Origin of the sequence: Candidatus Poriferisocius sp. (genome assembly GCF_965202595.1) — a bacterium.
In the GTDB taxonomy this organism is placed as follows: domain Bacteria; phylum Actinomycetota; class Acidimicrobiia; order Acidimicrobiales; family Bin134; genus Poriferisocius.
Map to the genome: position 1 here is coordinate 842,219 of NZ_OZ241836.1, position 27,000 is coordinate 869,218.

Annotated in this window: 24 protein-coding genes and 1 tRNA gene; 9 read left to right on the forward strand and 16 right to left on the reverse strand. The window is 63.0% G+C overall.

All coding sequences use genetic code 11. The annotated features are described in order from the left end of the window. Positions 1 to 32: 32 nt before the first annotated feature. The 3 genes from ACOGXC_RS04220 to ACOGXC_RS04230 all read right to left on the reverse strand — a co-directional run bounded on the left by ACOGXC_RS04220 (position 33) and on the right by ACOGXC_RS04230 (position 3,397). Entirely contained in the window at positions 33 to 1,334 is a 1,302-nt protein-coding gene (locus ACOGXC_RS04220) for a TrkH family potassium uptake protein (protein ID WP_419919460.1), read from the reverse strand. Positions 1,335 to 1,412: 78 nt separating this feature from the next. Continuing rightward, a complete protein-coding gene (gene trkA, locus ACOGXC_RS04225) occupies positions 1,413 to 2,756 on the reverse strand; it encodes a Trk system potassium transporter TrkA (RefSeq protein WP_419919461.1) in 1,344 nt (447 codons plus the stop codon). Positions 2,757 to 2,800: 44 nt separating this feature from the next. Continuing rightward, positions 2,801 to 3,397: a 5-formyltetrahydrofolate cyclo-ligase gene (locus tag ACOGXC_RS04230; protein ID WP_419919462.1), complete on the reverse strand. Its 597-nt coding sequence runs from the start codon at positions 3,395 to 3,397 to the stop codon at positions 2,801 to 2,803. Between the two features lie 160 nt (positions 3,398 to 3,557). Between ACOGXC_RS04230 and ACOGXC_RS04235 the strand changes: the two genes are divergently transcribed. Further along, on the forward strand, positions 3,558 to 5,684 hold the full coding sequence (locus ACOGXC_RS04235; RefSeq protein ID WP_419919463.1) for a sodium-translocating pyrophosphatase: 2,127 nt from the start codon (positions 3,558 to 3,560) through the stop codon (positions 5,682 to 5,684). Positions 5,685 to 5,800: 116 nt separating this feature from the next. Here ACOGXC_RS04235 and ACOGXC_RS04240 read toward each other — a convergent pair whose 3' ends face one another. From ACOGXC_RS04240 to ACOGXC_RS04260, 5 genes are all read right to left on the reverse strand, one after another. Continuing rightward, positions 5,801 to 6,901, reverse strand: a complete 1,101-nt coding sequence (locus ACOGXC_RS04240; protein ID WP_419919464.1) for a Zn-dependent alcohol dehydrogenase — start codon at positions 6,899 to 6,901, stop codon at positions 5,801 to 5,803. Between the two features lie 69 nt (positions 6,902 to 6,970). Further along, positions 6,971 to 8,104, reverse strand: coding sequence for a DUF222 domain-containing protein (locus ACOGXC_RS04245; RefSeq protein WP_419919465.1), 1,134 nt, complete (start codon positions 8,102 to 8,104; stop codon positions 6,971 to 6,973). 501 nt (positions 8,105 to 8,605) lie between these two features. Next, the gene (locus tag ACOGXC_RS04250; protein ID WP_419919466.1) at positions 8,606 to 9,349 is read right to left on the reverse strand and encodes a 3-hydroxyacyl-CoA dehydrogenase family protein; all 744 of its coding nucleotides are present in this window, start codon (positions 9,347 to 9,349) and stop codon (positions 8,606 to 8,608) included. Between the two features lie 63 nt (positions 9,350 to 9,412). Further along, positions 9,413 to 10,138 carry a dienelactone hydrolase family protein gene (locus ACOGXC_RS04255; protein WP_419919467.1) on the reverse strand — a complete coding sequence of 242 codons (726 nt, stop codon included), beginning with the start codon at positions 10,136 to 10,138 and terminating at the stop codon, positions 9,413 to 9,415. Positions 10,139 to 10,322: 184 nt separating this feature from the next. Next, the gene (locus ACOGXC_RS04260; RefSeq protein WP_419919468.1) at positions 10,323 to 10,883 is read right to left on the reverse strand and encodes a nuclear transport factor 2 family protein; all 561 of its coding nucleotides are present in this window, start codon (positions 10,881 to 10,883) and stop codon (positions 10,323 to 10,325) included. Between the two features lie 183 nt (positions 10,884 to 11,066). Here ACOGXC_RS04260 and ACOGXC_RS04265 point away from each other — a divergent pair, with 183 nt between their 5' ends. The 5 genes from ACOGXC_RS04265 (at position 11,067) to ACOGXC_RS04285 (ending at position 14,264) form a co-directional block, all read left to right on the forward strand. After that, positions 11,067 to 11,600 carry a transposase gene (locus ACOGXC_RS04265; RefSeq protein WP_419919469.1) on the forward strand — a complete coding sequence of 178 codons (534 nt, stop codon included), beginning with the start codon at positions 11,067 to 11,069 and terminating at the stop codon, positions 11,598 to 11,600. After that, positions 11,503 to 11,895 carry a transposase gene (locus tag ACOGXC_RS04270; RefSeq protein ID WP_419917674.1) on the forward strand — a complete coding sequence of 131 codons (393 nt, stop codon included), beginning with the start codon at positions 11,503 to 11,505 and terminating at the stop codon, positions 11,893 to 11,895. The genes ACOGXC_RS04265 and ACOGXC_RS04270 overlap by 98 nt, the downstream gene beginning before the upstream one ends. A gap of 58 nt (positions 11,896 to 11,953) precedes the next feature. Beyond that, on the forward strand, positions 11,954 to 12,256 hold the full coding sequence (locus ACOGXC_RS04275; RefSeq protein ID WP_419919470.1) for a DUF2510 domain-containing protein: 303 nt from the start codon (positions 11,954 to 11,956) through the stop codon (positions 12,254 to 12,256). A gap of 87 nt (positions 12,257 to 12,343) precedes the next feature. After that, on the forward strand, positions 12,344 to 13,084 hold the full coding sequence (locus ACOGXC_RS04280; RefSeq protein ID WP_419919471.1) for a hypothetical protein: 741 nt from the start codon (positions 12,344 to 12,346) through the stop codon (positions 13,082 to 13,084). An 88-nt stretch (positions 13,085 to 13,172) separates the two neighbouring features. Then, entirely contained in the window at positions 13,173 to 14,264 is a 1,092-nt protein-coding gene (locus ACOGXC_RS04285) for a zinc-binding dehydrogenase (protein ID WP_419919472.1), read from the forward strand. Between the two features lie 75 nt (positions 14,265 to 14,339). Here ACOGXC_RS04285 and ACOGXC_RS04290 read toward each other — a convergent pair whose 3' ends face one another. Next, entirely contained in the window at positions 14,340 to 15,878 is a 1,539-nt protein-coding gene (locus ACOGXC_RS04290) for an amidohydrolase family protein (RefSeq protein WP_419919473.1), read from the reverse strand. A 31-nt stretch (positions 15,879 to 15,909) separates the two neighbouring features. On the opposite strand from ACOGXC_RS04290, the gene ACOGXC_RS04295 reads away from it, so the two are divergent. Beyond that, a complete protein-coding gene (locus ACOGXC_RS04295) occupies positions 15,910 to 16,893 on the forward strand; it encodes an alpha/beta hydrolase family protein (protein WP_419919474.1) in 984 nt (327 codons plus the stop codon). A gap of 129 nt (positions 16,894 to 17,022) precedes the next feature. Beyond that, positions 17,023 to 18,000, forward strand: a complete 978-nt coding sequence (locus ACOGXC_RS04300) for a hypothetical protein (RefSeq protein WP_419919475.1) — start codon at positions 17,023 to 17,025, stop codon at positions 17,998 to 18,000. Positions 18,001 to 18,174: 174 nt separating this feature from the next. Here ACOGXC_RS04300 and ACOGXC_RS04305 read toward each other — a convergent pair whose 3' ends face one another. From ACOGXC_RS04305 to ACOGXC_RS04315, 3 genes are all read right to left on the reverse strand, one after another. Further along, positions 18,175 to 19,293 carry a nucleotidyltransferase family protein gene (locus ACOGXC_RS04305; RefSeq protein ID WP_419919476.1) on the reverse strand — a complete coding sequence of 373 codons (1,119 nt, stop codon included), beginning with the start codon at positions 19,291 to 19,293 and terminating at the stop codon, positions 18,175 to 18,177. A 23-nt stretch (positions 19,294 to 19,316) separates the two neighbouring features. Beyond that, a tRNA-Ser gene (locus tag ACOGXC_RS04310) sits at positions 19,317 to 19,403 on the reverse strand. Positions 19,404 to 19,450: 47 nt separating this feature from the next. After that, the gene (locus tag ACOGXC_RS04315; protein WP_419919477.1) at positions 19,451 to 19,678 is read right to left on the reverse strand and encodes a hypothetical protein; all 228 of its coding nucleotides are present in this window, start codon (positions 19,676 to 19,678) and stop codon (positions 19,451 to 19,453) included. Between the two features lie 36 nt (positions 19,679 to 19,714). Between ACOGXC_RS04315 and ACOGXC_RS04320 the strand changes: the two genes are divergently transcribed. Beyond that, on the forward strand, positions 19,715 to 20,533 hold the full coding sequence (locus ACOGXC_RS04320) for a sugar phosphate isomerase/epimerase family protein (RefSeq protein WP_419919478.1): 819 nt from the start codon (positions 19,715 to 19,717) through the stop codon (positions 20,531 to 20,533). 79 nt (positions 20,534 to 20,612) lie between these two features. Here the strand turns inward: ACOGXC_RS04320 and ACOGXC_RS04325 are convergent, their stop codons facing one another. From ACOGXC_RS04325 to ACOGXC_RS04340, 4 genes are all read right to left on the reverse strand, one after another. Further along, the gene (locus ACOGXC_RS04325) at positions 20,613 to 21,650 is read right to left on the reverse strand and encodes a Gfo/Idh/MocA family protein (protein ID WP_419919479.1); all 1,038 of its coding nucleotides are present in this window, start codon (positions 21,648 to 21,650) and stop codon (positions 20,613 to 20,615) included. Positions 21,651 to 21,714: 64 nt separating this feature from the next. Beyond that, the gene (locus ACOGXC_RS04330; protein ID WP_419919480.1) at positions 21,715 to 22,569 is read right to left on the reverse strand and encodes an inositol monophosphatase family protein; all 855 of its coding nucleotides are present in this window, start codon (positions 22,567 to 22,569) and stop codon (positions 21,715 to 21,717) included. Continuing rightward, complete coding sequence (locus ACOGXC_RS04335) at positions 22,566 to 23,552, reverse strand: acyl dehydratase (RefSeq protein WP_419919481.1); 987 nt, start codon at positions 23,550 to 23,552, stop codon at positions 22,566 to 22,568. The genes ACOGXC_RS04330 and ACOGXC_RS04335 overlap by 4 nt, the downstream gene beginning before the upstream one ends. A gap of 22 nt (positions 23,553 to 23,574) precedes the next feature. Next, a complete protein-coding gene (locus tag ACOGXC_RS04340) occupies positions 23,575 to 26,934 on the reverse strand; it encodes a M16 family metallopeptidase (RefSeq protein ID WP_419919482.1) in 3,360 nt (1,119 codons plus the stop codon). Positions 26,935 to 27,000: the final 66 nt, after the last annotated feature.

The window sequence follows — 27,000 nt, forward strand, 5'->3', positions numbered from 1 at the left end:
CCTGGATGTTGCCCGTTGGGCGATTGTCACGGTTATCGCAGCCTCATGCGTTGAAGTTCGCCCACTCCCCAGCCGATCACCACCACCACCGGGTAGATCGACAACTTGCCGAGGAACATCAGCACCATCAGCACGGCTCGGGCCGGGGCGGGCAGCACGTCGGCACTGGCGAACCCGGCCAGGTCGCCGAGCCCCGGACCCATCGTGGCCAGCGCGGAGATGGATCCCGATATAGCGGTCAGCAGGTCGCCGCCCAGCGAGGCAATGCCGAACACCCCCGCGGCGGCGGTCAGCACCCACAAGATCTGGAAGTTGTGCACCCGGGTGAGCGATGACTCCGAGGCCGCCACCCCCGACACCTTCACCCTCACCACTGCCTGGGGATGGAGCTGGAGCACCAGCTCACGCCGAATGATGCCCAGTATCTGGATCACCCGCAGCATCTGGAATCCGCCCCCCGCCGAGCCGGCCATCGCGCCCACCCCGATGAGTACCAGCAGCAGGGTCTGCGATGCCGGGATCCAGCTCGACCAGTCGGTTACCCGGTAGCCGGTGGTGCTCATGGCCGAGGTGACGGTGAAGAATGACTGCCGGATGGTGGCTACTCCTCCGGGGGGATCCCGCCAGGCCCAGGCGGTCACCAGCAGAGTTGAGATCAGCATCAGCCCCAGGTAGAGCTTCAGCTCGGTGGATCTTGCCAAGGTTCGAACCTGCCCCCGCACTATCCACACCAGAACCGCCACCGAGAGACCGGCTACCCCCATGGCCCCGGCTCCCACCCACTCGATGGCGGCCGAGTCGAAGTGGGCGAACGAATCCCGGTAGTTGGAGAACCCCCCGGTTGACGCGGTGGTCAGCCCGAAGGTGGCGGCATCGAAGGGGCGCATTCCCGCCACCGCGTAGGCCACCATCACAACCAGTGTCAGCCCGGTGTAGGCCAGCAGTACTCGCCTGGTCATGTGCGACGCGGTGCCTGCCACCATCAGCTTTTTCCGGCGCGCCCCGGCGGCCCGGCTCAGCCGCCTCTGACCTCCGAACGTGGGCACCAGTACCAGGAAGAACACCAGCGCTCCCGCCCCCCCCAGCCACTGGGTGATGGATCGCCACCCCAGCAACCAGGTCGGCAGGGTCTCGGGATCGAGCACGGTGAGCGATGTGGTGCTGAATCCGGCCACCGACTCGAAGAGGGCATCGTCGAGGCGGTTCACCTCTCCGGAGGCCCAGTACACCATGGTGGAGATCGCCACCGACCCCACCGCCGCCCCCACAAAGGTGGTGAACACCCTCACCGCGGAGCGATGCCAGGGAAAGCGAACCCGGGTTAGTCCGCTCATCTCGATGTCCTGCTTGGCATTGATGGTCCCCCCATTATTGGGGGAAAGCGAACCCGGGTTAGTCCGCTCATCCCGACTTCACCCGAAGAAGCGTCTTACTTCGTCAACCGTGTCGGGGCGGGCGAAGACCACAATGTGGTCGCGGCATCGCAGCTCGCTGTGTCCCCGACCGATCTGAGGCTTGCCGTCGCGCACGTATGCACCGATTAGCACATCCTTGGGCAGCCCCAGCTCGTTGACCACCGCGCCATCGGCTGAGGAGCCCTGCTTGACCTCGACCTCGATGATCTCGAAGTCGCCCGACAGGTAGGTTGCCACCTGGGCCACCTCGCCCCGCACGTACCGCAGCACGCCGTTGGCGCTGGCCGTGCGGGGGGAGAGAGCCACGTCGATACCCACATCCCGCAGCAGGTTGCGCAATGCCATGTTGTGGAGCACGGCGATGGTCTCGCTGGCCCCCATCGATTTGGCGTACAGGCAGGCCAGAATATTGGCCTCATCCTTGCCGGTTAGGGCGATGACAGCGTCGCATTTCCCGACACCCTCGGATTCCAGCAACTCGGCGTCGGTTATGTCGCCGTGAATCACCAGCACCGCGTCGAGGTTCTCGCTCAGCTTCTCGGCCCTCTCCAGGTTGCGCTCGATGAGCACCACCTCGGCATTACGTTCGGCAAGGTGCTGGCCCAGGATTTCGGCCGTCCGCCCCCCTCCCAGAAGCATCACCCGCTGGTGGGTGCCCGGGGCCAACCCCAGAAGCGGCAGCAGTGTCCGCCGGGCCCGCCGCTTGCACACCACTCGCAGGAGGTCGCCGGGGGCCAGGGTGGTGTCGGCCCGGGGGATCCGGGTCTCGCCCTCCCGGGTGAGCACGGCCACCAGAAAATCCCAGTCGGGCTCGTACTCCTCGGCAATGTCGAGCAGTCGGCGGTTCACCCAGGGGGCATCGGCCGCGAGTTTGGCTCCCACCACCACCACCTCGCCATCGGCCATCACGGTCACATCGGTGGCCCCCGGGTACGACAGGAGGTCCATGATCTCGCGGGCGGTCTCCCCGTCGGGGTCGATGATGGTGTCCACCTGCATGGCCTCCCGCAGCTCACGGGCATCCTTCTCCCTCAAGTTGCGGGCCTGGATGCGGGCGATGGTGCGCTCCACCCCATGCTGCTTGGCCAGCAGGCAGGCCACCAGGTTCACCTCGTCGTCAGCGGTTACCGCCACCAGCAGATCGGCTTTTTTGATTCCCGCCTGGCGAAGGGTGTGGGGATGGGCACCGCTGCCCTCCATGGCCAGCACATCCAGCTCTTCAGCCACGTTGTGCAGCTTTTGGGCATCCACCTCCACCACTGCCACCGTGTTGCCCTCCTGGCTCAAAATCTGGGCCACATGGGATCCAACTTCGCCGGCACCCACTACCACGATGTGCACTGGTACAACCTTACCGAAAACCTGCTTGCGGGCTGAACACTCTCTTACCGAAAACCCACCCGCGGGCTGAACACTCTCACTTGTTGCTCGGTTACCACTGCGTCCATGGCGACATCGCCGGGGTGGGTGGGCACGGTGTCCACCAGTTGCGACTCGTAGGCCAGGCCCACCACCACCGGTTTGGCCGGGCGGGGAGCGTTGAGCAAAAAGGCCAGCGCCCGGTCGTAGTACCCCCGGCCCCGCCCGGCTCGGTGGCCGGCGGCGTCGAACAGCACCACCGGGGCCAGCACCACATCCAACCGGGATGCCGTCACCAGCCGGTCGGGTTCGGTGTCGGGTTCAAGAATGCCGTAGCGGTTGGGCACCATGGGGGTGTCGGGGTCGGCCGGGGCGAACCTCATCGGGTCGGGGTCGCACAGCACCGGGTAGTACACGGCGCTGCCCCCAAACCGGCAGGCGGCCACCAGCGGTGCCGGATCCAGTTCGCCGTCGTCGGCCATCGTGGCCCCCACATGATACACACCGTCCAGCCAGCCGAGAGCCACTACTGCGTCGCTCACCGCCCGCGCCGCACCCTGGGGATCGGGATGGGAGCGCCGGGCATCCCGGGCTTCGGTTCGCAACCGGCTGAGGCTGACCACTGTTGCAGAATATCCCGGCCCAGCTCCGGTGGGGACGGCTAACGCGACCTCCGGTTTGGCTCCGGTGGTGGTTTGGCTCCGGTGGTGGTTTGGTCTTGGTGGTGGTTTGGCAACGTTGGCAAGATGTTCAGCCGGTGGGTAGGTTCGCATTTCTGCCGGAGTGCCCAGTTGTCGAATTCAGGGGGTCAACGTGGACATCGTTCCGTATCTTGCCGGGCTGAGCGCCATCGTAGCGCTGGTGCTCGCCTTCTTCTTCTACAGATTGGTGAAGGTCGCCCCACCGGGCAACGACCGCATGGTTCACCTGATGACCGAGATCCAGTCCGGAGCCCGGGCCTTCCTCAAGCAGGAGTACACCTGGGTGGCTGGGTTCGTGGTCGTGATGGCGGTGCTCATTCCCGTGCTCACCGGGGTGGCGCTCGCCTTCGTCAGCTACATCCTGGGCGCGGTGCTGTCGGCTGGGGCCGGGTACGTGGGCATGACGGTGGCGACCATGGCCAACGCTCGCACCACCCAGGCCGCCACCGAGGGGCCGGCCAAGGCCCTGCCTCTGGCCTTCCGGGGTGGTGCGGTCATGGGCTTCTCGGTGGCCGGGTTGAGCCTTCTGGGTCTGGCGTTCACTTACTTGCTGTTCGTGGAGTGGCTCAGCGTGGATGATCCGTTCGAGATCTTCACCGCCTTCGGGCTGGGGGCCAGCTCCATCGCCCTGTTCTCCCGGGTGGGTGGCGGCATCTACACCAAGGCTGCCGATGTGGGGGCCGATCTGGTGGGCAAGGTCGAGGCCGGCATCCCCGAGGACGATCCCCGCAATCCGGCCACCATCGCCGACAACGTGGGCGACAACGTGGGCGATGTGGCGGGCATGGGGGCCGACCTGTTCGAGAGCTACAGCGGGTCGATCATCGCTCCCATCGCTCTCACCGCCTTCTCCTTCGCGGCGGCGGGCACGGAAGTCACCGGCGACGACATCGGCCTGGCCCGGATCATGTTCCCCATGGCTGTGGCTTTCGTCGGGATGCTGGCGGCCATGATCGGCTCCTTCGCGGTGCGGGGCAGTTCCCGTGCCGATGTGAAAAGCCTCTCGCGCCAGCTCCACATGGGCACCAACGTAGCCATGGGCCTCACTTTGATCGGAACGGTCCTGGTGGGGTTGTGGTTGTTCTCCGGCGACGAGTTCGAAAGCTGGTGGGGGCTACCCGTGTCGGTGATCGGCGGCCTGCTGGTGGGTTGGGCCATCGGCAAGGTGGCCGAGATCTGGACCAGCGACCACTACGGCCCGGTGCGCAAGATTGCCCAGCAGTCCGAGACCGGTCCCGCCACCACTGTGCTGTCGGGCATCAGCGCCGGCATGGTGTCGGTGGCCGCCTCGGTGGTGCTGATCGGGGCCGGGGTGCTGGTGGCCTACTGGGGCGGCCAGCAGACGCTGGGTGACACTTCCGCTGCCGGTATCTACGGCATCGCGGTGGCCGCCATCGGGATGTTGGCCACCACCGGGGTGGTGGTGTCTGTGGATGCCTACGGTCCCATTGCCGATAATGCCGGTGGCATCGCCGAGATGTCCGAACTGGATCCCAAGGTGCGGGAGGTGACCGATGCCCTGGATTCATTGGGCAACACCACTGCGGCCATCGCCAAGGGTTTCGCGGTGGGTTCGGCGGCGCTAACCGCCCTGGCGTTGTTCAAAACCTTCGAGGTGGCGCTCCGGTTGGAGGACCCCAGCTTCGTGCTTTCCCTGGATGTGGGCCAGGTGGATGTGTTCATCGGACTTTTCCTGGGGGCCATGCTCCCGTTTCTGTTCGCGGCCCTCACCATCGACGCGGTGGGAAGGGCGGCCAACAAGATGATCGAGGAGGTCCGCCGCCAGTTCCGGGAGATTCCCGGCCTCCGGGAGGGTGCCGAGGGGGTCAAACCCGACTCCTCCCGGTGCGTGGCCATCTCCACGCAGGCCTCGCTGCGAGAAATGCTGGCCCCCGGTGCCCTGGCGGTGGTGGTGCCGCTGGTGCTGGGGTTCATCGACGTGGACACCCTGGGAGGCTTTTTGGCCGGTGCCCTGGTTACCGGCTTCGCTCTGGCCATATTCATGGCCAACGCCGGCGGAGCCTGGGACAACGCCAAGAAGTACATAGAGGCCGGTGCCCACGGCGGCAAGGGTTCCGATCCCCACAAGGCCGCCGTGGTGGGCGACACCGTGGGCGACCCGTTCAAGGACACCTCCGGGCCGGCCATGAACATCCTCATCAAGGTGATGACCATCGTGTCGCTGGTATTCGCCTCCGCGTTCGTGTAAAGCCACCAACCGGCGCGGGCACAGTTCGGGTAACCCACCCGGACCGGGCCAAACCTCCGGTGATGCCGGTGCCGGTCAAACCCCCAGATTGAACACGGTGCGGATGCTGGCCTGGGTCAAACCCCCAGATTGAACACGGTGCGGATGCCGACGCTGGCTCGCAGGTCGTCGAGGCCGGCGTTGATCTCATCTATGGGGCGGCGGGCGGTGATCATGGGCTCCAGGTCGAGCCGTCCGGTCTGCCACAGAGCTAGCAGGCGGGGAACCTCCCGCTGGGAGTTGCAGTCGCCGTACAAGCAGCCCAGCAGCTTCTTGCCCTGCGTCAGGTACAAGACCGCCGGGTTTATGGTGACGGTGTGCTCCAGGGCCGGGGCCCCCACCATCACGGTGGTGCCCCCGGTACGGGTGGCGGCCAGTCCTGCTTCCACCAGGGGGCCGGCTCCGGCGGCGTCGAAGGCATAATCCACCCCTACTCCCCCGGTGACCTCCAGCACATGGGCCACCACGTCGGTGGTGGAGGGGTCGAGCAGATCGGTGGCCCCGAAGGCGATCGCGGCGTTGCGCCGGTCGGCCACCGGGTCGGAGGCAAAGATACGGCAAGCTCCGGCGAGGCGGGCTCCCTGCACCACCGACATGCCCACCCCGCCCAGGCCCATCACCAGAACGGTGGCTCCCTCCTCCACCTTGGCGGTGTTCAGCACTGCCCCCACCCCCGTCTGGGTGGCGCAGCCGATCACCGCCGCCACCTCAAGGGGAATATCGGGGTCGATCTTCACGGCGGCGGAGGCGGCCACCACGGTCAGCTCTCCGAAGCCGGCCACCCCCAGTCCCCGGTACACCGGCCGACCCTCGAGGGAGAACGGCACCGACCCGTCGGGCAAGGTGCCCGTGAACATGGACATTGCGGCCGCGCAATGCACCGTTTCGCCCCGCACGCACCAGTAGCACACCCCGCACGGCCCGAACGGCGACAGCATCACGTGGTCTCCCGGGGCCAGGGTGCTCACCCCCGTACCCACCGCATCCACGATGCCGGCGGCCTCGTGACCGAGGATGATCGGGGCCAAACCCTCCGGGGCATCAATCAGGGTCAGATCGGAATGGCACAAGCCACAATGGGTCACCCGAACCCGAACCTGCCCAGGCCCGGGATCGGCACACTCGATATCGGTCATCACCAGCGGGGTAGCCGGCGATGCCAGCAATGCTGCTCTCAACGAAACCTCTCCTTCTTGGATTCAAGACCAAGTTTAGGGGTAACAGCTAACGCGGCTTACAGCTAGACATCAAGACCCTGCGCCTGGATCGCGGCTACGAGGTCTGTGTGGGGGTGGGGGTTTGAGTCGGTGTCGGCCTTTGGGGTCGGTTGTGAGGGTGTGGCCGTGTTTGTGTATTTTGGTGTGACAGCTTGGGCAGAGCAGTACGAGGTTGTCGATGTTGGTGGTTCCGCCCCGTTCCCACCACAAGATGTGATGAACTTCACAAGCGGTGGCTCTGAGCCGGCATCCCACGCAGTGTTGGTCTCTGGCGTGTAAGCCCAGTTTTTGGGTTTGGGAGGCTGCTCGTTGTTTGCGGCCCAGGTATAGGGGTATCCCGTCGGTGTTGAAAATTGCTGGTACCACCCCGGCATCGCAAGCTATGTGGCGTAGCTCGTCGACGCTGATGGGGGTGCCGTCGATGAGGCCGGCGTTTTTGAGTTGGCCGGTGAGGGCATCGTAGTCAACTTTGACCAAAAGTGTGGTGGCTTGCGGTGCCGGGTCGGTTTGGTTGTCACCAGCTGGGGTAGCGGTACCAGGGGTTTGGGTGATGAGGTTCACCAGCGCATCCACGTAGCGTTGCTTGTGGGTGCGGTTATGGCCCGCTTGGAAATCATCGCGGAACATGCGGTCACACAAATCATCCAGAGCGGTTTTGACCCGCTCACCGGAGATGCTGTCGAGTTCGGCGCGAAGGATGACCATGTCGTCGTCACCGTTGAACGCCACGGCTTTGCGGCGGCGACGCTGGCGTTCAATGCGGGTGGGGGCTTCGTCGCTGCGGCGCAGGTCTTCTTTGTGGAGCACGGTTTTTTTGAACTCGTCCAAATCCTGGGTTATGGCTAAACCGATTATCTCCACCTCCTGAGCAGAAGTGAAAGGCACCCGCTGGTTCGACTCACCAATCAAGCGGGCGTGATCCACTGACACCAAACCCTCAGCGGTGGCATCCAGCGTAGCCGCCAAACCCTTCAACAACCACGCCCCCTTGGCCTGGCGACCAGCCGCGTGCCGGCCCCTACCGAACTGTCGGCACACTTCTTCAAGTGAATCATCGCCCTCCAACTCGCCCAACCGAACCAACATATCAGCCATCAAACCCTCCAACTTGCGGCGGGTACGGTCAGTGCTAAGAATCAACTCCACCAACTCATCGGAATCCATACTGGAATAATCAACACCGACACAGCAAGGGCAACCACAACAACTCTGGGTTGCTTCATGTTGGGTTGTTTTGGTTAGGTTTTTGTGTTGGCTGATGGGTTCAACTGCCATACTTACAAGTCTACCAACCCCGGTGACACTTACCCCCCTGATTCATCACATAAACCAAAAAATAATGGGAATTATATATTTGGGTTCGCAAAAGTTTTGGAAATGGGGTTTTAAAGCTTAAAACACAGCTTACCGGATTTACCCCTCTCAACATAGCTTTTGTCCGTTCGGTCATCCCCGCAAGGCGCTTTGTGACTGGAGCGTCGAAAAACACCCCGACACCGGCCGCCACTACCTGCGACCACCCTGGCAACAACCACCCAAACCCACCGACTCCACCGTCAGGAATCAATCCCACGACCCCGAACGGTTATCAATCCGACGCAACCCACCAACACCAACCCCACACACTGAACCGATGGGGTTGCACTGGTCGCCTTGAGTTGTGTTTTACCCTTTCCAGCCGGTGGTGGCTCCTGACACCATGCCGTAGGGGCCGGATGGCCACCGGAAACAGTCCACCATGAGTTGGTCCACCTCTGATCTTGTGGCCACACCTTCGGCGACCACGGCGTTCGCCTCTCGAATCATGGCCCCGTATACCCGGTTGGTTACGTAGCCCCAATTGGTGGCCGAATCCTGGATCACGATGGGGTGCTTGCCTGCGGTTGTGCCCAGGTGGCAAATGGTTTCGGTGGTCTTGTCGGATGTTTGCGGTGCCCGCACGATTTCGGCCAGCTTCATCACCGGGGGTGGCGATGCCCAATGCCAGCCGATCACCCTATCCGGCCGGTTGGTGGCTGCTGCTAGGGCCTGCACCGGAAAACCGCTGGAGTTCGAGGCCAGGATGGTGTGCTCGGGGCATTGCTGGTCGAGTTCCCTGAACAGGGAGATTTTGAGATCGAGGCGCTCGGGGATGGCCTCGATGATCACATCCGTAACAACAGCAGCGTCCCGGTCGGTGGTGAAGTGGATGCGGCTCAAGGCCTCTTCGGCTTCGGATTGCGTGAGTTTCCCGCGGGCCACCGCTCCCTGGATGCCGAAACGGCCATCGGTCACCAGTGCCGGGGCAGCATCAACAACATCGGGATTCACATCGAAAGCCACCACCGAGTACCCGGCTATTGCCATCACCTGGGCGATGCCCGAGCCCATCACGCCCGAACCGATTACCCCAATTTTTTCATGGGCCACGTTTACCTACCATGTTTATCCAAGCTGTTTATCCAAGCTGAGTACCTGGGGTGGACCTTTGGTTTACCCCAGGTGAGCCTCGAACCAGGTGAGCATTCGCGACCAACCATCGGCCGCGGCCTCGGCGTTGTAGGACGGTCGCTCGTTACACGAAAAACCATGATCGGCCTCGGCGTAGCGCACAAGATCGGTGGGCTGGGTGCTGGTTTCGAGGTCGGCTCGGAGCTGTTCCAGGCCATCTATGGGGATCATGCCGTCCAGGTCGCCGAACAATCCCAGCCACGGGCATCGCAGGTCGCCATGGCGGTCGGCCAGCTTGGGTTGGTTGGGGGTAAAGCCTTCGGTGACGATGGCCCCGCCGTAATAGGTGACGGCCGCGCCCACCGGGCGGCTGATGGCGGTGAGAAAGGTCACCCTTCCACCCATGCAGAAACCGGTAATGCCCACCTTGTTGGAGGTGAAGCCCTGGCCACCCAGGTACTCCAGGGTTGCATCCACATCCATCAGGGATTGGGGGTCGGTCAGGTTGCCCATTAAGTCCATGATCTCTGCCATCTGCTCGTAGCCGACCACCTTGGTTTCGTAGCGGTGGTAGAGATCGGGGGCCACGGCGAGATAACCCTCGGCCGCCACCCGCCGGGTAACCTCCTCGATGTGGCCGTTCAGCCCGAACGCCTCCATGATGACGATGACTGCGGCTTGCGGCTCACCATCGGGCCGGGCCACGTAGAGCCTCATCGGCCCGTCGGCGGTGGTCAGCTCGACATTCTCGGTATTCACGTTCTGCATAACTTGAGATAGTACATGACTGCTGGCTGGGGGCCGGAAACGCACCATTGGTCGAGCCTGAGGGTGCCCGGACACTGAGGGTTGCTGGCGCGCTGGCTGGGGGCCGGAAACGCATGACTGGTCGGGCCTGAGGGTGCCCGGACACTGAGGGTTGCTGGCGCGCTGGCTGGGGGCCGGAAACGCATCATTGGTCGGGCCGGTCGGAGTACAGCGGATCGGACCGGTCCCGGCGGCCTTGCCGGAAGCGCGGATCAACCGGGCGGTACTGCTGCTCGTGCACCCATTCGGTGGTGGCCACCCGGCGCTGGATGAGCCAGGGCCCCCCGTCGCGGCTGCTCAGATCGTCGATGAATCGGAAGCCCACGGTGAGGTTCAGCTCGGGCTCGCCGCCGCCGGTCCGGTGGTAGGCCACCCCGTAGGCCTCCGAGCGGGCCCACCGCACCGGAGCCTCGCCGGTCCCGGCGATTGGCCCGATCTCGATAAGGATGTTCGACAGAGTGTGCAGGGTGGCGGTGTAGCGGCGCAGAAGGCGCTCGCTCCACTCCAGGTACTCCTCCACCGATCCGTGAAAGGTACCGTGGGAGTCGGTGGCATCGGGGTGGTAGCAGGAGCGGACCAGCTCCATGTCCAAACGGTCCACTCCCCGGCAGTAACGGTGCAGAAGATCGGTGATGTCCTGCTTGGCCATCAACTCGAACAGTTTGGTCCGGGCTTCGGGCATCCCAGTCGGATCCACGCCGGCCATTGTGCCATCAACTCAACTCTTTGGGAGTTGTGCAGGTTGGCACCACCCCGGATCCACGCCGGCCATTGTGCCATCGACTTAGAGCGCGCGCAGATAGGTGACCATCCACCTGTCGTTGTGTTGGTCCGGCTTTGATGTCGGGTAGTTACTCAACGACAACGACATGGTGGAGGTATTGTAATCATGCTTGCTTTGGATCCGCGGGTGGTGGATGCTGTGTGGGCGGCGGTGGAGCCGCTTGTGCCGGTGCGGGGGGAGGTGTTCCATCCGTTGGGTTGTCACCGGCCGAGGATCCCTGACCGTGACGTGTTTGAGGGGATCTTGTTGCGATTGGTGACCGGGTGCTCTTGGGATGTGGCCGGCCGGTTGGGCAAAGGCGGTGAAACGGTGTTGCGCACCCGGTTCAACGAGTGGAACGCCCAGGGTGTGTTCGAAGGTGTCGTCACCGAAGCCATAGAGGGCTACGACCGCGTTGTGGGCATCGATTTGTCCGAAGCATCGGTGGACACCTCGACCCACAAAGCACCCTGCGGTGGGGAGGGAACGGGTAAAAGCCCTGTTGACAGGGGCAAATCCGGGTGGAAATGGTCGCTTCTGGCGGACCGTAACAGCTATCCCAGTGGGTTGGGCCGCTGGGGCCGCGAACCGTCACGACCAGCAACTGTTCGCTCCCACTTTGGCGGCCACAGCACAACGCGGTCTACACCTAGACATTGAGACCCTGCACCTAGATCGCGGCTATACCGGTGAGCCCGTCCGCCGAACCTGCTGGAGCTACGGAATCGAAGACATCGTCTGCGCTCCCAAACGAGCACCCGCCACCACCCCCCAAGAACCCAAACCCATACCCCTGGGGAAACGCTGGACCATAGAACGCACCAACTCCTGGCTATCCAACTTCGGACAACTACGCCGCAACACCGACCGCAACACCAAAGCACGCCTCGGCCAACTCGCACTCGCCATCACCCTCATCATCACCATCAAACTCACCAAACTCAACCCCGACTAACCTATCTGCGCGCGCTCTAAACCAGTAGTGGATTGCAACTGATTAGACTGGTGGCGAGGTGGTTGCTAAGCCCGACTCCGAGGCCTCTTGGCACACCGACCCTTTCGGGCGGCACGAAGCCCGTTGGTGGAACGGTAAGAAATGGACGGAGAAGGTCCGCGACGGGAACCGGATCTCGATAGACCCGCCCGACATCACCGCTGCCCCCCAGGGGGTTCCCTTCAACAAGCCCGCCTCCCCCATTCCCGGGCGACGGACCATCCGACTGTTCGGCCGGCGACTTCCCGGTGCCATGCTTCTGGCCCTGGTTGTGGTGGTTGCGGTGATCGTGCTGGTCGGTGTGGTGCTCATCCTCGGTTAGCGGTGGGGTTGGGTTAGCGGGCTGCGCCAGCGAGCCGCGCCAGGCCGGATCGCGGTGGGGTTGGTCCTGGTCGGTAATATCTCGACCGTGGCCGAGCGAGAGATCATCCTGCATGAGTATGTCGATGTTAGGGGCCAGGCGGCGTGGCCCTACATGGAGCACACCAAGATGCAGAACCGGGACGCTCGGGTGGGTTTCGAGTTGCTCGGCACCTGGTACACCATGGGCATCACCGCCCGGTGGCCCCAGGTGGTGAACCTGTGGGACGCGGGCGGTTGGGACGGTTGGCTGGAGCGGGTGGATCGGCTCAACCTCAAGCGGAAGTCCAACGACCAACTGGACGACTGGTGGGAGGAGGCCTACAAGCTCCGCACCGGGGGCTACGACCGGGTACTGGGCTCGGTGCCCGAGTCGCCCCCGGTGGCATCGGTGCTCGCCGGTGAGGTGAGAGGCACGCTGTACGTTCACGAGCTGACCGAGGTGCGGCCGGGCTCGGCTCGCGACTATCTGGCGGCCATGGCTGTGGACTACCTACCCGTGGCGGCCGACTACGGTTACACCTGCATGGGGCTGTGGGAGGTACTTCACCACGACTACGAGGTGGTCACGGTATGGGCCGCCTCCCCCCGGGACTACATCCGGCTGAACCGGGCCGCCGATGCTGCCAGCGGGTTCGACGAGGGCATCGACGGCGACGACCGCCTGGTGGCGTGGCGGTTGGCGGCTCAGAAGTACACCACCCGCTTCCGGGAGGAGCTAATGACCCCGGCACCCGGCACCCTCACCGGACCGGCGGCCTACGAACACGACAGCTACATGAATCCATGAATCAGGCGGCCTACGAGAACGACATCTATATCAATATGGATCGGGGTTGACCATTATGCGGGGCATACTTTTCGACGGGGAGTCAGCCGTGGTTACCAGTGAGCTCGGGGTGACCGACCTGGCTCCCGACCAGGTTCGGGTTCGGATCGGGGCCGCCGGGGTGTGCCACTCCGACCTGTCGGCAATCAATGGCACGTTCGGAGCGATGTTCACACCCCCGTTCGTCATGGGCCACGAGGGTGCCGGTGAGGTGCTGGCGGTGGGTGGCGACGTTACCACCGTGGAGGTGGGCGACCACGTGGTGATCGCCACCATTGACAACTGCGGCCGGTGCCCGGTGTGCGTCACCGGCCACCCCACCCTGTGCCAGGCCTCCAAGTTGGGGACGGCCATCGCCCGGCGCAACGAGACCGGTGAGGAACCCGGTCCCGGTGATCTTCCTGCCTACTTCACCTACAGGGGTACCCAGATTCCCGGTTTCGCCAACACCGGGGTGTTCGCCGAGGAGGTGGTGGTGGGTCAGGGCCAGGTGGTGGCCATCGACAAGCGGGTGCCTTTCACCAGCGCCTGCCTCATTGGCTGCGGGGTGCTCACCGGCACCGGGGCCGTCTTCAACCGGGCCAGAGTGTACCGGGGTGACAGCGTGGCGGTGATCGGCGTGGGGGGCATAGGTCTGAACGTGATCCAGGCCGCCCGCATCGCCGGGGCCACCAAAATCATTGCCATCGACAACAACCTGGCCAAGGAGGACTTCGCCCGCCGGTTCGGAGCCACCCACTTCGTGGATGCCGGCGAGGTGGCCGCGGTAGGGGCGGTGAACGAGATCTCGGCGGGTGGGGTGGACTGCTCGGTGGAGTGCGTGGGCAACACCAGCCTCATGCGAGAGGCGATCGAGATGCTGCGCCCCGGTGGCAACATGGTGATCCTGGGGGTGGCCGGCATGGAGGCCGAGATGACCATAGCCCCCTTCCAGCTCTACCAGAACAAGTCGATCATGGGATGCCGTTACGGCTCCTCCCGCCCCGCCTACGACATCCCCGCGCTGGTGGATCTGTATCTCGACAAGCGGCTTCTGCTCGATGAGCTGGTGTCGGAGACCTACGACCTCAGCGAGCTGGACCGGGCGTTCGAGGATCTGGAAACCGGCAAGCTGGCCCGGGGCGTGATCGACTTGAGCTGAGACCCGGGCGGGTGGGAAGGGGGGAAGGGGCGGTTACCCCACCGGATGTCCGCGTCGAGGTAGCTGGCCGGAAGGTTAACCCACCGGTGTTTCGGTGATGTCCGCGTCGAGATCCAGGTCGAAGTAGTTGGCCGGGTTCTCCAGCAGCACCTTGCGGGCGATGGCCTTGTCCACCTTGGGGAAGTGCTCGGCTATGTACTCCTGGGAGTCGGGGTACGAGCCCACTGAGTGGGGGAAGTCGGAGCCCCACATGATGTTGTCCCACGGGATGATGTCGGCCATGTCGAACACCACCGGATCCCGGATCACGCTGAAGTGGAAGTGATCCACCACCTGCTCGCTGGGTTTGCGCTCGTAGCTCACCTTGAACCAGTCGCTGAACAGGTCGTAGTTGTCGTCCAGGAAGTACAGCGTTCCCGGTAGCCAGCTCGCGTTGGTCTCGGCGAAGTAGAACTTGATCTCGGGGAACCGGTTGAGCACGCCCGCAGCGATGAGCTGGGCCATGCAGTACACCGGGGCATGGTTGCCGGCCCGCTGCACCAGAGCGCTGGCCCACGGGCTGTTGGCGGTGCCGGTGGCGGCCGACTGGAGCGGTGCCTCCCGGGCCCCAAAGCCGAAGTGGGGGGCCAGCTTGAGGCCCAGCTCCAGGCTCTTCTCCCAGAACCGGTTGTCCACCGGATCGGCGTAGGGAGTGCCGTTGGGGAAGTTGTAGAAAGCCACCGAGGGCAGCCCCGCCTCGGCGATGAACTCCAGCTCGTCCACCGCGTGATCGATGCCGCTGATGGGGATGACCGCGTTGCCGATGAGCCGGTCGGGGGCCACCGAGCAGTAGTCGTGGGCCAGAAAGGTGTTGTAGGCCCGGATCATCGAGCGGTACACGTCGGGATCCTTGATGCCCTCCAAAAAGCGGCTGGCGAACACCGGCGGGAACAGCACCTCGGCATCAATGCCGTCCAGGTCCTGTTCCCGGAGTCGCTGCTCGGCCGGTCCGGCCCCCTCGGCCGGGCTACCGTCGGCGTTGTAGTAGGTGCCGCCGGAGAACTTGACCTTGTCCCGCCCGGCGATGTTCTGGCCGTTGCGGAGCATGGGTTGACCCTCGATCAGCCACCCCTCACCCCCCTCGGGCAAATGGATCAGGCGGGGGGCCCGATCCTTCCATTTCTCGGGCACGTACTTGACGAAGAAGTCGGGTGGTGTTTCCACATGCCCATCGGCGCTGATGATCCTGTACTTTCGACCCATGGATGAAGTGTATTCACACCAACCCGATCCGGTAAACGGCGGGCCGGCGAAAAATCGGGTACCACGGGCAATGGGAGCTCGATTGGTGCTGGTGCTGATCCTGGCGATGGCCCTGGCGATGGTGGCCGCGGGCTGCTCCTCATCGAGCAACGACGCGACCAACGACGACATCGAGGGGCCGGCTTCCAACGGTGCTATCGGGGAGCCGGCCGCCACCACAACAACGACACCGACCGGGATGGCGGCAGCATCCCCCACGGCGACGACCTCGCCCACCGCCACAACCCCACCGGCCTCGGCTACGGCAACCGCACCGGCACCCACGCAGCCCTCGGCTACGGCAACCGCACCGGCGGAGGCACCGGCAGCCACCCCGCTCCCTTCCCCCGATCCCGAGCCCCCGTTGTACACCGGGGCCGGACCCCACCCCGTGGGGGTTGCAACCCTGGTGCTGGGGGACGAGGCCGATGGGCGGCTGGTGGAGGTTTGGTATCCAACCAGCCTCGAAGCGGTGGCCGGGTTGGAGACCGAGCAGTTCGATTCCGGCAGCGTCATCCCCGAGGCGTTCCGCAGCCTCTTGCCCCCGGAGTTGCAGAGCACGGTGGACACCAACGCCTACCGGGATGCCCGGATCGTTCCGGACCGGTACCCGGTGGTGATCTACAGTCACGGCTTCGGCGGGCATCGCAACGTGGCCATCTTTCACACCGTTCACCTGGCCTCATGGGGGTTCGTGGTGGCTTCCATCGAGCACACCCACCGGAATCTGGCCGCCCAGACCACCGGGCAGGCCCGTTTCGACCCCGATGCCGACCGAGCCGACATCGTAGATACCCTGGCCGCTCTGGATGCCGAACTCATGGGGGTGGCAGATGTGTCCCGCACCGGGGTGATCGGCCATTCCGCCGGTTCCTTCACCGCTATCGACGCGCTGGCGGTTGACTCGGTGCTCACCGCCGTCTCCCTATCGGGGGGTGGTCCCGACTCCCCCGCCGGCCATGACAAGCCGGTGCTGGTCGTTGCAGCCGAGCTGGATGAGGTGGTGCCGGTTTCGACCAGTTCGGGGCTTTACGAAACGCTCACCGGTCCCCGCCGGTTAGTGGTGCTGGCTGGTGCCGGGCACAACAGCTTCACCGACAGTTGTACCCAGATCCTGGCCATGGGCGGGCTGGGAGCGCTGGAGCCGCTTCTGGGGGCAGCTCAGGTGGCCCGAGCCGAGGACGGTTGCACTCCCGAGTATGCCAACCCGGACTTTACCTTCGCCGCCCTCAACCACCTGGCTACGTCCCACTTTCTCACCGTACTGGCCGGTGTGGATGCCCCCATCACCCCCGAATTCGCCGATCGCATCGGTATAGGCCTGGCCGACTACCGCGAGGCCGGTTGATCCCATCTCGAAGGGCGGTAAAATACCTAAACCGCTAAATTGATGACGCTTACAACCGACCATCACCGACTGGCCCGTGGCGATCACCGACGGAGTTTACCAACCACCAAACAAAGAGAGTAGGAAAAAATGAGCCTCAAAGAGGTACTGGATAGGGCTGCAAGCATTATCCGATCAGGAGTCTTGCAGTACGAAGAAAATTGTAAGCAAGTCATTATTGAGCCCATTTTGTATGAGTTAGGTTGGGACCAACAGTGCCTTTCTCAGGTAGTACGGGAGTATGCTCCGAACCCAATTCAGCCTAATGAAGGGGTAGACTATGCACTTATTGTTGAGAGCGAACCTTGTGTTTTTATTGAAGCTAAAATGCTACATAAACTAAACAATCGGGCAAGAAATCAAGTTATTTGGTACGGTAATCTCTACAGCCCAAAGTCAAGGGTGCCAATGCTTGTTCTTACAGATTCTCAGATTTGGGAATTTTATATAGATATAGGAGTTGAAAAGCCGGATTACCAACAATTCCACACTATCCAAATAGAAACTACAGGCACAGACAACACAACAATAGGTAGGCAGCAACAGATTGAAGAGCTTAAGTTGTTCCTATCCAGAACATCACTTGAGTCCGGGAGTGCTTTTGAGGAAGCTAAGAAACGCCTCAAGCATTTCCAGAGTAGAAAAGAAATCAAACATACCACTGATTCAACAATTAATCTAAAAAATGGCAGCAAATCTTCTAATATATATGGCTATTACTTTAAGGGTGTATACTATCCTGCTAAAAGTGGGGTCAAGTTGATGAAGGGTGTTTTAAGAAATTTTGAAAATAGTGAAAAGGGGTTTTTGAATCGACTTCATGTATATGAGTCGCAACCAAATGAGGTGCTGACTGTATCCAAAAACAAAGAGCAATTCCCTGAGACTGCGAGCCGTAAGATGAATACGAGAATTATAGAATTGCAAGATGGGTGGTTTCTATTTCATGATCTTCTTAAGCAGGACATGAGAAATAAAATAGAATTGTATTGCGAGGTAGCCAATGTAAAGTTCGGAGATCGGGAGACTGGCCTTGTCTTGGAGCCGGAGGGATGGGGTAGAGAGTAGGCGGCGGGTTCGGGGGATATGGAGTGTCACGCTATGGGGGGAGGGGGGAGGTAGGCTCTATTGGTGATCGCGACAGAGTTTAGTGTAGATGATATGGGCTGGTTGCCAGTTGTGGAGCCTGCCGATGGGCCGGGGTGGATCGCTCCTAGGCTGACCTAATCTGAAGTCGTATCCCTAATCTGAAGTCGTATCGGGTAGCCGGGATTGGTTTGGGCTGACTCGTTTCCGTTTCCGACGGCGAAACCACTTCAGCTTCCTGGAGGTCTCATCTCCCATAAGGTCAACCACTTCTTTTTCTTGACCTGTGAAGAAGTCAATAGAAGTGAAATCTTTGTCCAGGGATGTTAAATCTTTTCTGAATTCATCAACATCCTGTGATCTACCATAACGTTTTTCGAATTCCTCGATAGCCGCAGGCATAACCAGTATAATCACATTGTAATACCGCTCGATTTCTTCTACTACCTCCTCTTCAGAAAATGCCAACTTCTCCCAAATATCAGAATAGGTGCCAGCCTGCCTCCATTCCTCAATCCGGCCCCACTCTTCATCTGTCAAAAACCCTTCCAGATCATCCGAAATCGTGTTCGGCAACATGTTGAGCAACTCTACTGCTGAGTGAGTTTTAGGAGGAGTCCGACCTTCCAAAGCCACAAGCAACTTCAAACCCTGCTCTACAGATTCGGCGGTGACTGCGCCTAGTGCTCGTAACCGGTGCCTGCGAGCGTTCATTAGCCGTTGGTTATCCGATGGTTCATCACCATCCAACCTTGACATCGCAGCCCGTTCCGGCCTTGACACCTCTATATTGGCCCAAATTTGGTTTACTGCTTGCTTAGAGCTTGCTATCCACTGCAGGATTTGTTCTTCGTTGTTCATGGGTAAACCTATCTTGTCTTTGGTGAGGTGCCGGTAGGGATCAGATTGTTGAGCCAGCACAAGACTGTCGTCTGATATGGCGTGCTCGAAACTCAACGTCACCTCAGTTGAGCGGAGTTTCCACTCAGGCCAATCGGTGGCCAGTACATCTACATCTCGACCAGAAATATCCCTCGCTACTCCCTTGAGGTGGCTGATGAGGTTCCACCGTTGGGAGTAGTCCATATCCGGGTAGATCGCGACCAGGTCGATGTCGCTGTCCGGGGTGGCTTCACCCCGTGCCACAGACCCGAACACCGCCACCTCGGCCACACCGTGCTCAGCTACGAACACCTCCGCTATACGCTGTGCCGTCTCCAACGTCGGAACAGCTCCCGGTGCCTCTACCAGTGTGCTCCCTGCCACAACCCTCATCCTACATCAAGAGCCACTCCAATCGGAGGGAAGGGGATTCGAACCCCCGGGACCCCTGAAGGCCCTACGGCTTTCAAGGCCGTTGCAATCGTCCGCTCTGCCATCCCTCCGAGGGGCATACTAGCGTCTCATCCAGCCAGTGTTAGGTGGGAAAGCTCTATTGGTGATCGCGACAGAGTTTAGTGTAGATGGTTTGGGCGGGTTGCCATCGGTGGATTCTGCGGGGCATGGTGTTGATTAGGTCTTCGATGATGGCGAGGCGTACCGGGTCGATGTTGAGGTTGGTTCCTTTGGGTAGCCAGCGTCTGAGTGTGGCGTTGTTTTGTTCGTTGGTGGGTCGGAAGGCTCCACCGGTGACTCGCCAACGTTTCTGATCGACCATCATGGCCGACCCGTCGCGATCACCGGTGGAGCCTTCCGGGTGACGCTGGGGCCTGAGGATCTGGTGCTCAGCTCGGGATCGCTTGATAATCCCCCGATTGAGGTGCTGGTGGAGGCGGGGGTGGCCGGTGGGTTCGCCGGCTTGACCCTGTGGCCGGCGGCGTACCCACCCGATCCCACCATCGGTGAGCGTATCCGTGATGCCGGGCTGGCGGTGGTGGACATGGATGCCGCCATCGTGTGGGTGGGCCCCGGTGACCCCGGTGGGCCTTACTACGAGGAGGCTCCCCGGGAAACGGTGTTCGAGACCGCGGCCGCGCTGGGGGCCGGCGGAGTCAATACTCTCTTGGTTTGTTCGGGATCGGTCACTCAAGAACAGGTGGTGGAGGCTCTGGTGGGGTTGGCCGACCAGGGGGCCGCCATCGGGGTGAGCGTGTACATGGAGTTCAGCCGGAACCGCCCCGTTCCCGACCCGCTAACCAGTGCCGAGGTGGTGGCCGCCACCGGCCGGGAGAACTGCGGCCTTACCGTGGACTTCTGGCATGTGCGCCATGGTCCCGGCGACTTTTCGGACTTTGCCTCGATCCCCGGTCACCTGATCGGGGCCATACAGCTCAACGATGCCCCGGCCGAGTTTCCCACCGACCTGGGCTGGGCCACCCGCCACCGGCGTTGCGTACCCGGTGAGGGGGCGATGGACTTGCCCGGCGCGCTCCGGATCATCCGCGATGGCGGATGCCGGGCCCCCATAACCCTGGAAGTGTTCGACGGCGACCGCCTGGGGGCGCTGGGCCCCGGGGGTTTTGCCCGGCTGCTTGGTGATTCTGCGCGCCGGGTACTCGACCAAGCCCGCGGCTAGATCCCGCGATTGGTGGGCGCTACCGCTAGCCGAACACTGAGCGCCCGCGGCAGAGCGCCCGCGGCTGAAGCACTCGCGGTTAGATCCCCACCCGGACCGGCAGGCCTGCGGCCCGATACACCGCGTCGATCAACTCCATGGTTTTGATTGACTCAGCCGGCGGGTACAGGTTGGGGCCACCGCCTTCTACGCAGGTCACAAAGGCCTGGAGCTGGCGGGTGTAGGTGGCCACCGGCTCGGCGGTTTCGTGGAGGACGGTGTAACCATCGGCACCGGTCAGGGTCAGGCCGCTGCCCCACATCGGCCCCAGCGGGTTGTCGATGTGCAGCCGCCCCCGGGTGCCGGTGACCGTCACCTCGGCCCGGAACTCGAAATCGAACTCGTCGGGGTTGATCGCCCCCGGTTCGCCCAGGTCGGCCTTGCGTTCGGTTCCGGTGAATGCCGAGACAATGGTGGCGGTGGCACCGCGGTCGCGATAGCGCAGCTCCGCGGTCGTCCGCACGTCCACGCCGGGGGCCATCTCCTCGGCCTCGGCTCGCAGCACGTCCAGCTCGCCGAACGCACGCAGGTTGCTGAGGGCGTAGGAGCCGGTGTCCATGAGGGCACCACCGGCCAGGTCGTAGCGATAGCGGATGTCGTCGGGGCCATGCATGGACGGGAAAACCATCGTCGCTTCGACATGGCTGATCTCGCCCACCGCTCCGGTGGTCACCAGCTCCATGGCCCGATCGGCCTGGGGATGGAAGCGCCAGTGGAACGCCTCCATCACCACCAGCCCGGTGCGCTCGGCCACCTCGGCCACCTGGCGGGCCTCGCCGGCGTTGGCGGTGAATGGTTTCTCCAGCAGTACCGGTTTGCCCGCTTCCAGCGCGGCGATGGTCCAGCGGGCGTGGTGGGAGTTGGGCAGGGGGTTGTACACCGCGTCGATCTCCCCGGATGCCAGCAGGGTGTCATAGCTGTCGAACACCAGGGGGATGTCGTGCTCGGTGGCATAGACTCGGGCCCGTTTCGGGTCGCGGGCCGCCACTGCGGCTACTTCCACCCCTTCCACTTCCCGGGCCGGTTCGATCAGACCCATTGGCCCGATCCAGGCTGCTCCCAGCATTCCGATTCGCATAGCAGCAGATTAGGCAGCTTGTAGAAGTGGGGGATGGGTTGGTGTGTCTGAAGTGCTGAGCAGATTAGGCAGCGAAGGCGGCCTGGAGGTCAGCGGCCAGATCGGGGCGGCAGATGAGGATGCCCCACTGGGCCGGATCGTGGCGGTTGTAGCGCAGGGGGGAACCGTCGAGGTGGGAGGCGTGCAGGCCGGCGGCCAGGGCCACCGCGGCCGGGGCGCAGGTGTCCCATTCGTAGAGCCCACCGGCGTGGACCCAGGCATCGGCCTCGCCGGTCACCACGGCCATGGCTTTCACCCCGGCCGAGCCCACGCCGTAGATATCGGCATCCAGGTGGCGAGCCAGCCGCCGGCCGTCCCACCGCACCCGGGAGCGGGACATCACCACCAGCGGCCGCGGCCGGCTGGTGCCGGCTCCTGGATGATTGGGGGGAAGCGCCTGCTCAACCGAGTCGCTACCCCGCGGCCGGCTGGTGCCGGCTCCTGGATGATTACCGGTCGGTGGCTCCTGGGCCACCACCGTGCTGAACGTGCGCCCCCAGGCAGGAACCGTTACTGCCCCGGCGGCCGGCCGGCCGTTCACCGCCAGGCCGACATGAACCGCCCAGGTATCGCTCCACTGGTTGGCGAAGTCCGATGATCCGTCCAGGGGATCGATGATCCACACCCTTTCGGCCCCCAGCCGGGCACCGTCGTCGAGCCCCTCCTCCGACAGCACCATGTCGTCGGGTCTAAGCCGGGACAGCGCCCCGGTGAGATAGCGGTGGCTGATCTGGTCACCCGCCAGCTCGCGGTGGAGGTAATCGATACGGGAGTCCTGCATCTCCTCCCGCAGGGCCTGGAGCTGATCCCCGGCTTGCTGAGCCAACCATTGGGCCAGCTCGTGGTCGTCGGGTTGCGGGGTCTTTGAGGTTTCGCTCACGGGGCCAGAACAACCGGTCGCCAGTTGAGTACTGGCACCGGGAGGTTGCCGTCCCGCTCGGCGTGCACGATTACGGTGAACGCCAGCAGGCGGCCATTGGTCACCGGGTGCACGGTATCGAGCGTGGCGGCCACATCCACCACGTCATCCTCGAAGACCGGGCCGGTGTGATCGCACAGGTGCCAACCCACCACGGTGGCCATGGTGGGCAGGAGGCGTACCAGAGCCGCCTGGGCCAGGCCCACCGTGTGCCCGCCGTACACCAGCCGGCTGCCCTTTTGACCCAGGCTGGCATCCCGGTGGGGAGGGGCCAGGTTCTGGGTGAGCCTCACCAGTGCGGTGGCACCGGTGACCGGGTCCCGCAACGGATCCTGGCGGGTCTCCCCCACCGGCCATTGCTGGGGGGGTCCGAGCGGGCTCAGGTCCCAGCCGGTCGGGGCGGCCTCGGCGAAGGGGGCCATGTCGAGTTCCTCTCCGGTGTTTCCCAAATCATCCTGGTGGCCGGTGGGGGCCGCGGATCGGCGGTGCACCAGAGCGCACCGCTCGAAGTCCAGCACCCGGCGATTCTGGCCGTCCACGGTCCGGATGCCGAGCAGCACCAGGCCCCGGGGCGGCCGGTCGGGGCGGGTCGAGGCCTCCCGCAGGCCCCGAACGGTCACCGTGGTGGTGAGGGTCTCGCCCACCCGCACGGTTCGGAGCTGGCGAACCCCCCGGTAGAAAAGGTTGGCCACCACCTTTCGGGTGGCCACCGTGGACTGGCCGATGGCCACCAGTAGCACCAGCGCGGGGTTGACCACAGCGCCGGGCCGGCCGGTGACCGCCTCGGCCAGGGGTCGACTCAGGCTCATGGCCAGTGGATCGCCACAGATTGCCTGGTAAACGGCAGCCTCGCCCGGTCCGATGGTGATGGATGGGGCGGGTTCGAGTTGCTCGCCCACCGTGAAATCCTCGAACCAGTGACCATCTGCTGCCGGTGCAACCACACCCTTCAGTAAATCATGCCGGCTAAACCTCCCTGAGGTTTCTCCCGTTACGGGCTTCCTCTGCCGGCTCGTCAGAAGAAAGTTTTGTGACTATCTGGATGTGTTGTTCCGGGTCGTAGAGCAGCACTGCCAGTTTTTGTATGTCGGCTATATCAAGCACCGAAAGTTCGCGGATGAGGCGAAACGGGGTGGGCAGTTGGCTGTGGTCGGTGCTGGCTCGATGCAGCAGGTTGATCAGGTCGAAGTTGTTTATGAATCTGTAGTCGTCGGCTACCACCGAGCGGGCACTGTTGAACTCTTGTTGGGTGATGCCACCGGAGGTTATGTCGGTCAAAATACGGGTTAGTTCTGCTTCGATGTTGGCCATCTTCTTTGGGTCTCCCGATACTGATACCTGGGATTTGACCGCGGATGTCGGGGTCGATTGCAGGGTTATTCGCGCTACCGTCGTGTAGCTGTCACCGAGGTTCTCCCGGACGTTTTTGACCAGGCGATTGTTCAGGAGCACTTCGAGTACGTCAGCAGCCACTTGGATTGGTGGGGTTGCCTCGATGATGGGGGCCTCGTAGTGGTAGACCGCTGAAGTGGCCTGATTGCCGGGCCCGAGTTTGATCTCGCGGCGCACTATCCCGTTGGGTTCGGGGGGGCGACGGTTCACGTAGGTGTCGGGTTCACCGGCGGGCAGGGTGCCCACGTAGGTGCGGGCCAACCTTTCCACGGTGTCGCGGTCTATATCGCCGACGATGATTACGACCAGATCATCTACATCGTCCAGGCGCTGCCGGTAGAGATCGACCAGATCTTCGGGAGTGAGCGAGTCCAGGGTGGCCTGGGTTGAGATGGGGTTGAGCCATTCGAAGGCTGCTTTGCCGTACCGGGCCTCCAGGTAGGCCAGATCGCTCTTCAGGGCGGGGCTGGACTCAGCCAAAGAGATGTTGTTCCTGGCGTTGTTCACGGCTTCGGCAAAAGCCTGCTGGTCCAGCCGGGGCTTGGTTATGTACAGGTGCATGAGCTGGAACATGGTCTCGATGTCGCCGGAGACGGAAGCCCCGACCAAGCCCTCGATGCTTTCGCCTATGAACGGTTGGACCGCAACGTTGCGGTTGTCGAGATGGCGGGAGAGTTGAGCGGGGCTCAGATCACCGACACCGCTATTGCGCACCGCCCGGACGGCTATCTGGGTCAGGGGGCGGTCCCCGGCTTTCAGGGTCGACCAGCCCCCCCAGGAAATCGCTTGCAGGTTTATCCGGTTCTCGCTGATGGGCGACGGGGCGAACATGACCCTGGCTCCGTTGGCGAAGGACCATTCGTAGGCCCCGGACCAGACATCCAGCTCGCCGGCGGTTTCGGGGGCAACGGGGTCGGGGCTGACCATGAGTTCGTCGGTGCTGTTAACAAGGGTGGGCAGCTTGCCGGGTTGAGCCGCTTCCAGGGCGGCAGCCATGTCCTTCTCGGTGGGTATTTTTTCTGGATCGGAGCCCACTGCGATCAGGATCAGCCCGCTTTCGTTCAGGATTTCTCGGTAGCGGTCGTTGAGGTCGTCGATCCGGATCTGTTCGAGCAAGGTGTTGACCCGCTCGGCGGTGTCGGCCGGTTTTCCGATGTCGTTGCCGTCCAAAAAGTGCGAGGTATACAAATCGGCGTATCGAGAGTCTTGAGTGGTGGGCACCGCCTGGATCGCTGATCTCAGGTCGGCCCTGATCGTTTCGGCTGCTCGGGCGAAATCGGCGCTGGTGAATCCTTGCTCCTTCAGGCTTAGCAGCAAGGACCAGTAAGCAGTGAGGGCGGCGGAGTAATTCTCGGATCGTAGGTTGGTGCCGTAGTACCTCAAACCCCGGTTGTGGGAGAACGACATCCAGTGGGTCGGATCGATCTGGGACAGGAATCCCTGCTCGTAGCCGGCCTGCAACCGGTTGCGCAGCATTATGCTGATGATTTCCTCGATCCACTTCTGGCGGTCCCCATCGACCGTTCCGAAATCCCACGACGGCAGGCGGATGTCCAGCGATAGGTAGGAGTTGCCCTGCTCGGGCGAGGTGGCCACCGCGAAAACCGGCTCAGGGTTGAGCGGCGACCGGTTGCTCGGGGCCGCCGGAGCCTCACCGGCCGGGATGTCGCAGAAGTACTCCTCGATCAGATCCTCCAGCGTGTCCAGGCTCAGATCGCCTACCGCGATCACTGCCATGTTGGACGGGACGTACCAGGCCTCGTAGAAGTCCCGCAGCTCCTGGGCGGTGATCGCCTCGATATATGCCGCTGTGCCGGCCGGTAAGCGGTTGGCATAGGGCGTGTCCTGGGTGTACACGCGGTCGAACTCCGCCTCCACCGCTCCCGAGCCGGTCTCCGCCCTGCTTCGGTACTCATCGCGGACGATGCCCCGCTCCTCCTCCACGGCCTCGGGATCAATAGTGGCGGCGTGAGCCCACTGGGACAGCACATCAAAAGCGGTGGCCACCGACCCTTGCGCCTTGTCAATAACCAGGTCGAGTTCATAAACGGTCTCGTCATAGGAGGTGTAGGCGTTTATGTCGGGGCCGAACTCGACACCGATGCTTTGCAGGGTTGCAGTGAGCTCGTTGCCGGGAAATTTCTCGGTGCCGTTGAACAGCATGTGCTCGAGGTAGTGGGCAACCCCGCTGCCGGCGACAGGCTCGTTGAGCGACCCGGCGTTCACCGCCAGCCGCAGCGACAAACTCCCGCCCGGGCTGTCGTTGGACCGCAAGTAATAGGTAAGCCCGTTGTCCAGCTTGCCGATCCTCACGTCGGGATCAACTGGCAACATACCCTCTGCGGTGTCAACCCCGGTGCCCTCGTGGCCGGCCAGGCAGCCATCGGGTTCTTTCTCGCCATTGTTTTCGCCATCGCCATCGCTCTCGCCATCGCCGTCGGACGGGGTGGCGGGGTTTTCTGCGGTTTCGAGGGTGATTGGGGTGCTGACCAGCCAGCGGAGGGGGGTTATGTCGGGGGAGAAGTAGCGGTTTTGGGGCAGGATGTGGTGGCTCCATGAGTCATCGGGTTGGCGGGTTTGGAGAGCGACCTCGATCTTGTCGCCTTTGTCGCCGGCAAGTTTGCGGGCGGTGATCCGCACCGTCGGGGCGTTTTCTGCGGTTTCGAGGGTGATTGGGGTGCTGACCAGCCAGCGGAGGGGGGTTACGTTGGTGGAGAAGTAGCGGTTTTGGGGCAGGATGTGGTGGCTCCATGAGTCATCGGGTTGGCGGGTTTGGAGAGCGACCTCGATCTTGTCGCCTTTGTCGCCGGCAAGTTTGCGGGCGGTGATCCGCACCGTCGGGGCATCACCTTCACCAGGTTTTTGCGCGGCTGCCCCGGGCAGCACGACCGCGGCACCCGCAGTGACCAGCAACATCGCCACGCCGAGGCCCACCAGCCTCTTCCACGGGCTCTTATCGGACTGCCTACTTGACTGCGCCGTTGGCGCTGACCACTTCAC

Excerpts from the sequence above, each read along its gene's own strand:
- ACOGXC_RS04260 (WP_419919468.1), bottom strand. The coding sequence starts at position 10,883 with ATGGCCGGCGTGGATCCGACTGGGATGCCCGAAGCCCGGACCAAACTG.
- ACOGXC_RS04315 (WP_419919477.1), bottom strand. The coding sequence starts at position 19,678 with ATGATGGTCGATCAGAAACGTTGGCGAGTCACCGGTGGAGCCTTCCGA.
- ACOGXC_RS04305 (WP_419919476.1), bottom strand. The coding sequence starts at position 19,293 with ATGAGGGTTGTGGCAGGGAGCACACTGGTAGAGGCACCGGGAGCTGTT.
- ACOGXC_RS04220 (WP_419919460.1), bottom strand. The coding sequence starts at position 1,334 with ATGAGCGGACTAACCCGGGTTCGCTTTCCCTGGCATCGCTCCGCGGTG.
- ACOGXC_RS04245 (WP_419919465.1), bottom strand. The coding sequence starts at position 8,104 with ATGGATTCCGATGAGTTGGTGGAGTTGATTCTTAGCACTGACCGTACC.
- ACOGXC_RS04265 (WP_419919469.1), top strand. The coding sequence starts at position 11,067 with ATGCTTGCTTTGGATCCGCGGGTGGTGGATGCTGTGTGGGCGGCGGTG.
- ACOGXC_RS04300 (WP_419919475.1), top strand. The coding sequence starts at position 17,023 with ATGAGCCTCAAAGAGGTACTGGATAGGGCTGCAAGCATTATCCGATCA.
- ACOGXC_RS04255 (WP_419919467.1), bottom strand. The coding sequence starts at position 10,138 with ATGCAGAACGTGAATACCGAGAATGTCGAGCTGACCACCGCCGACGGG.
- ACOGXC_RS04325 (WP_419919479.1), bottom strand. The coding sequence starts at position 21,650 with ATGCGAATCGGAATGCTGGGAGCAGCCTGGATCGGGCCAATGGGTCTG.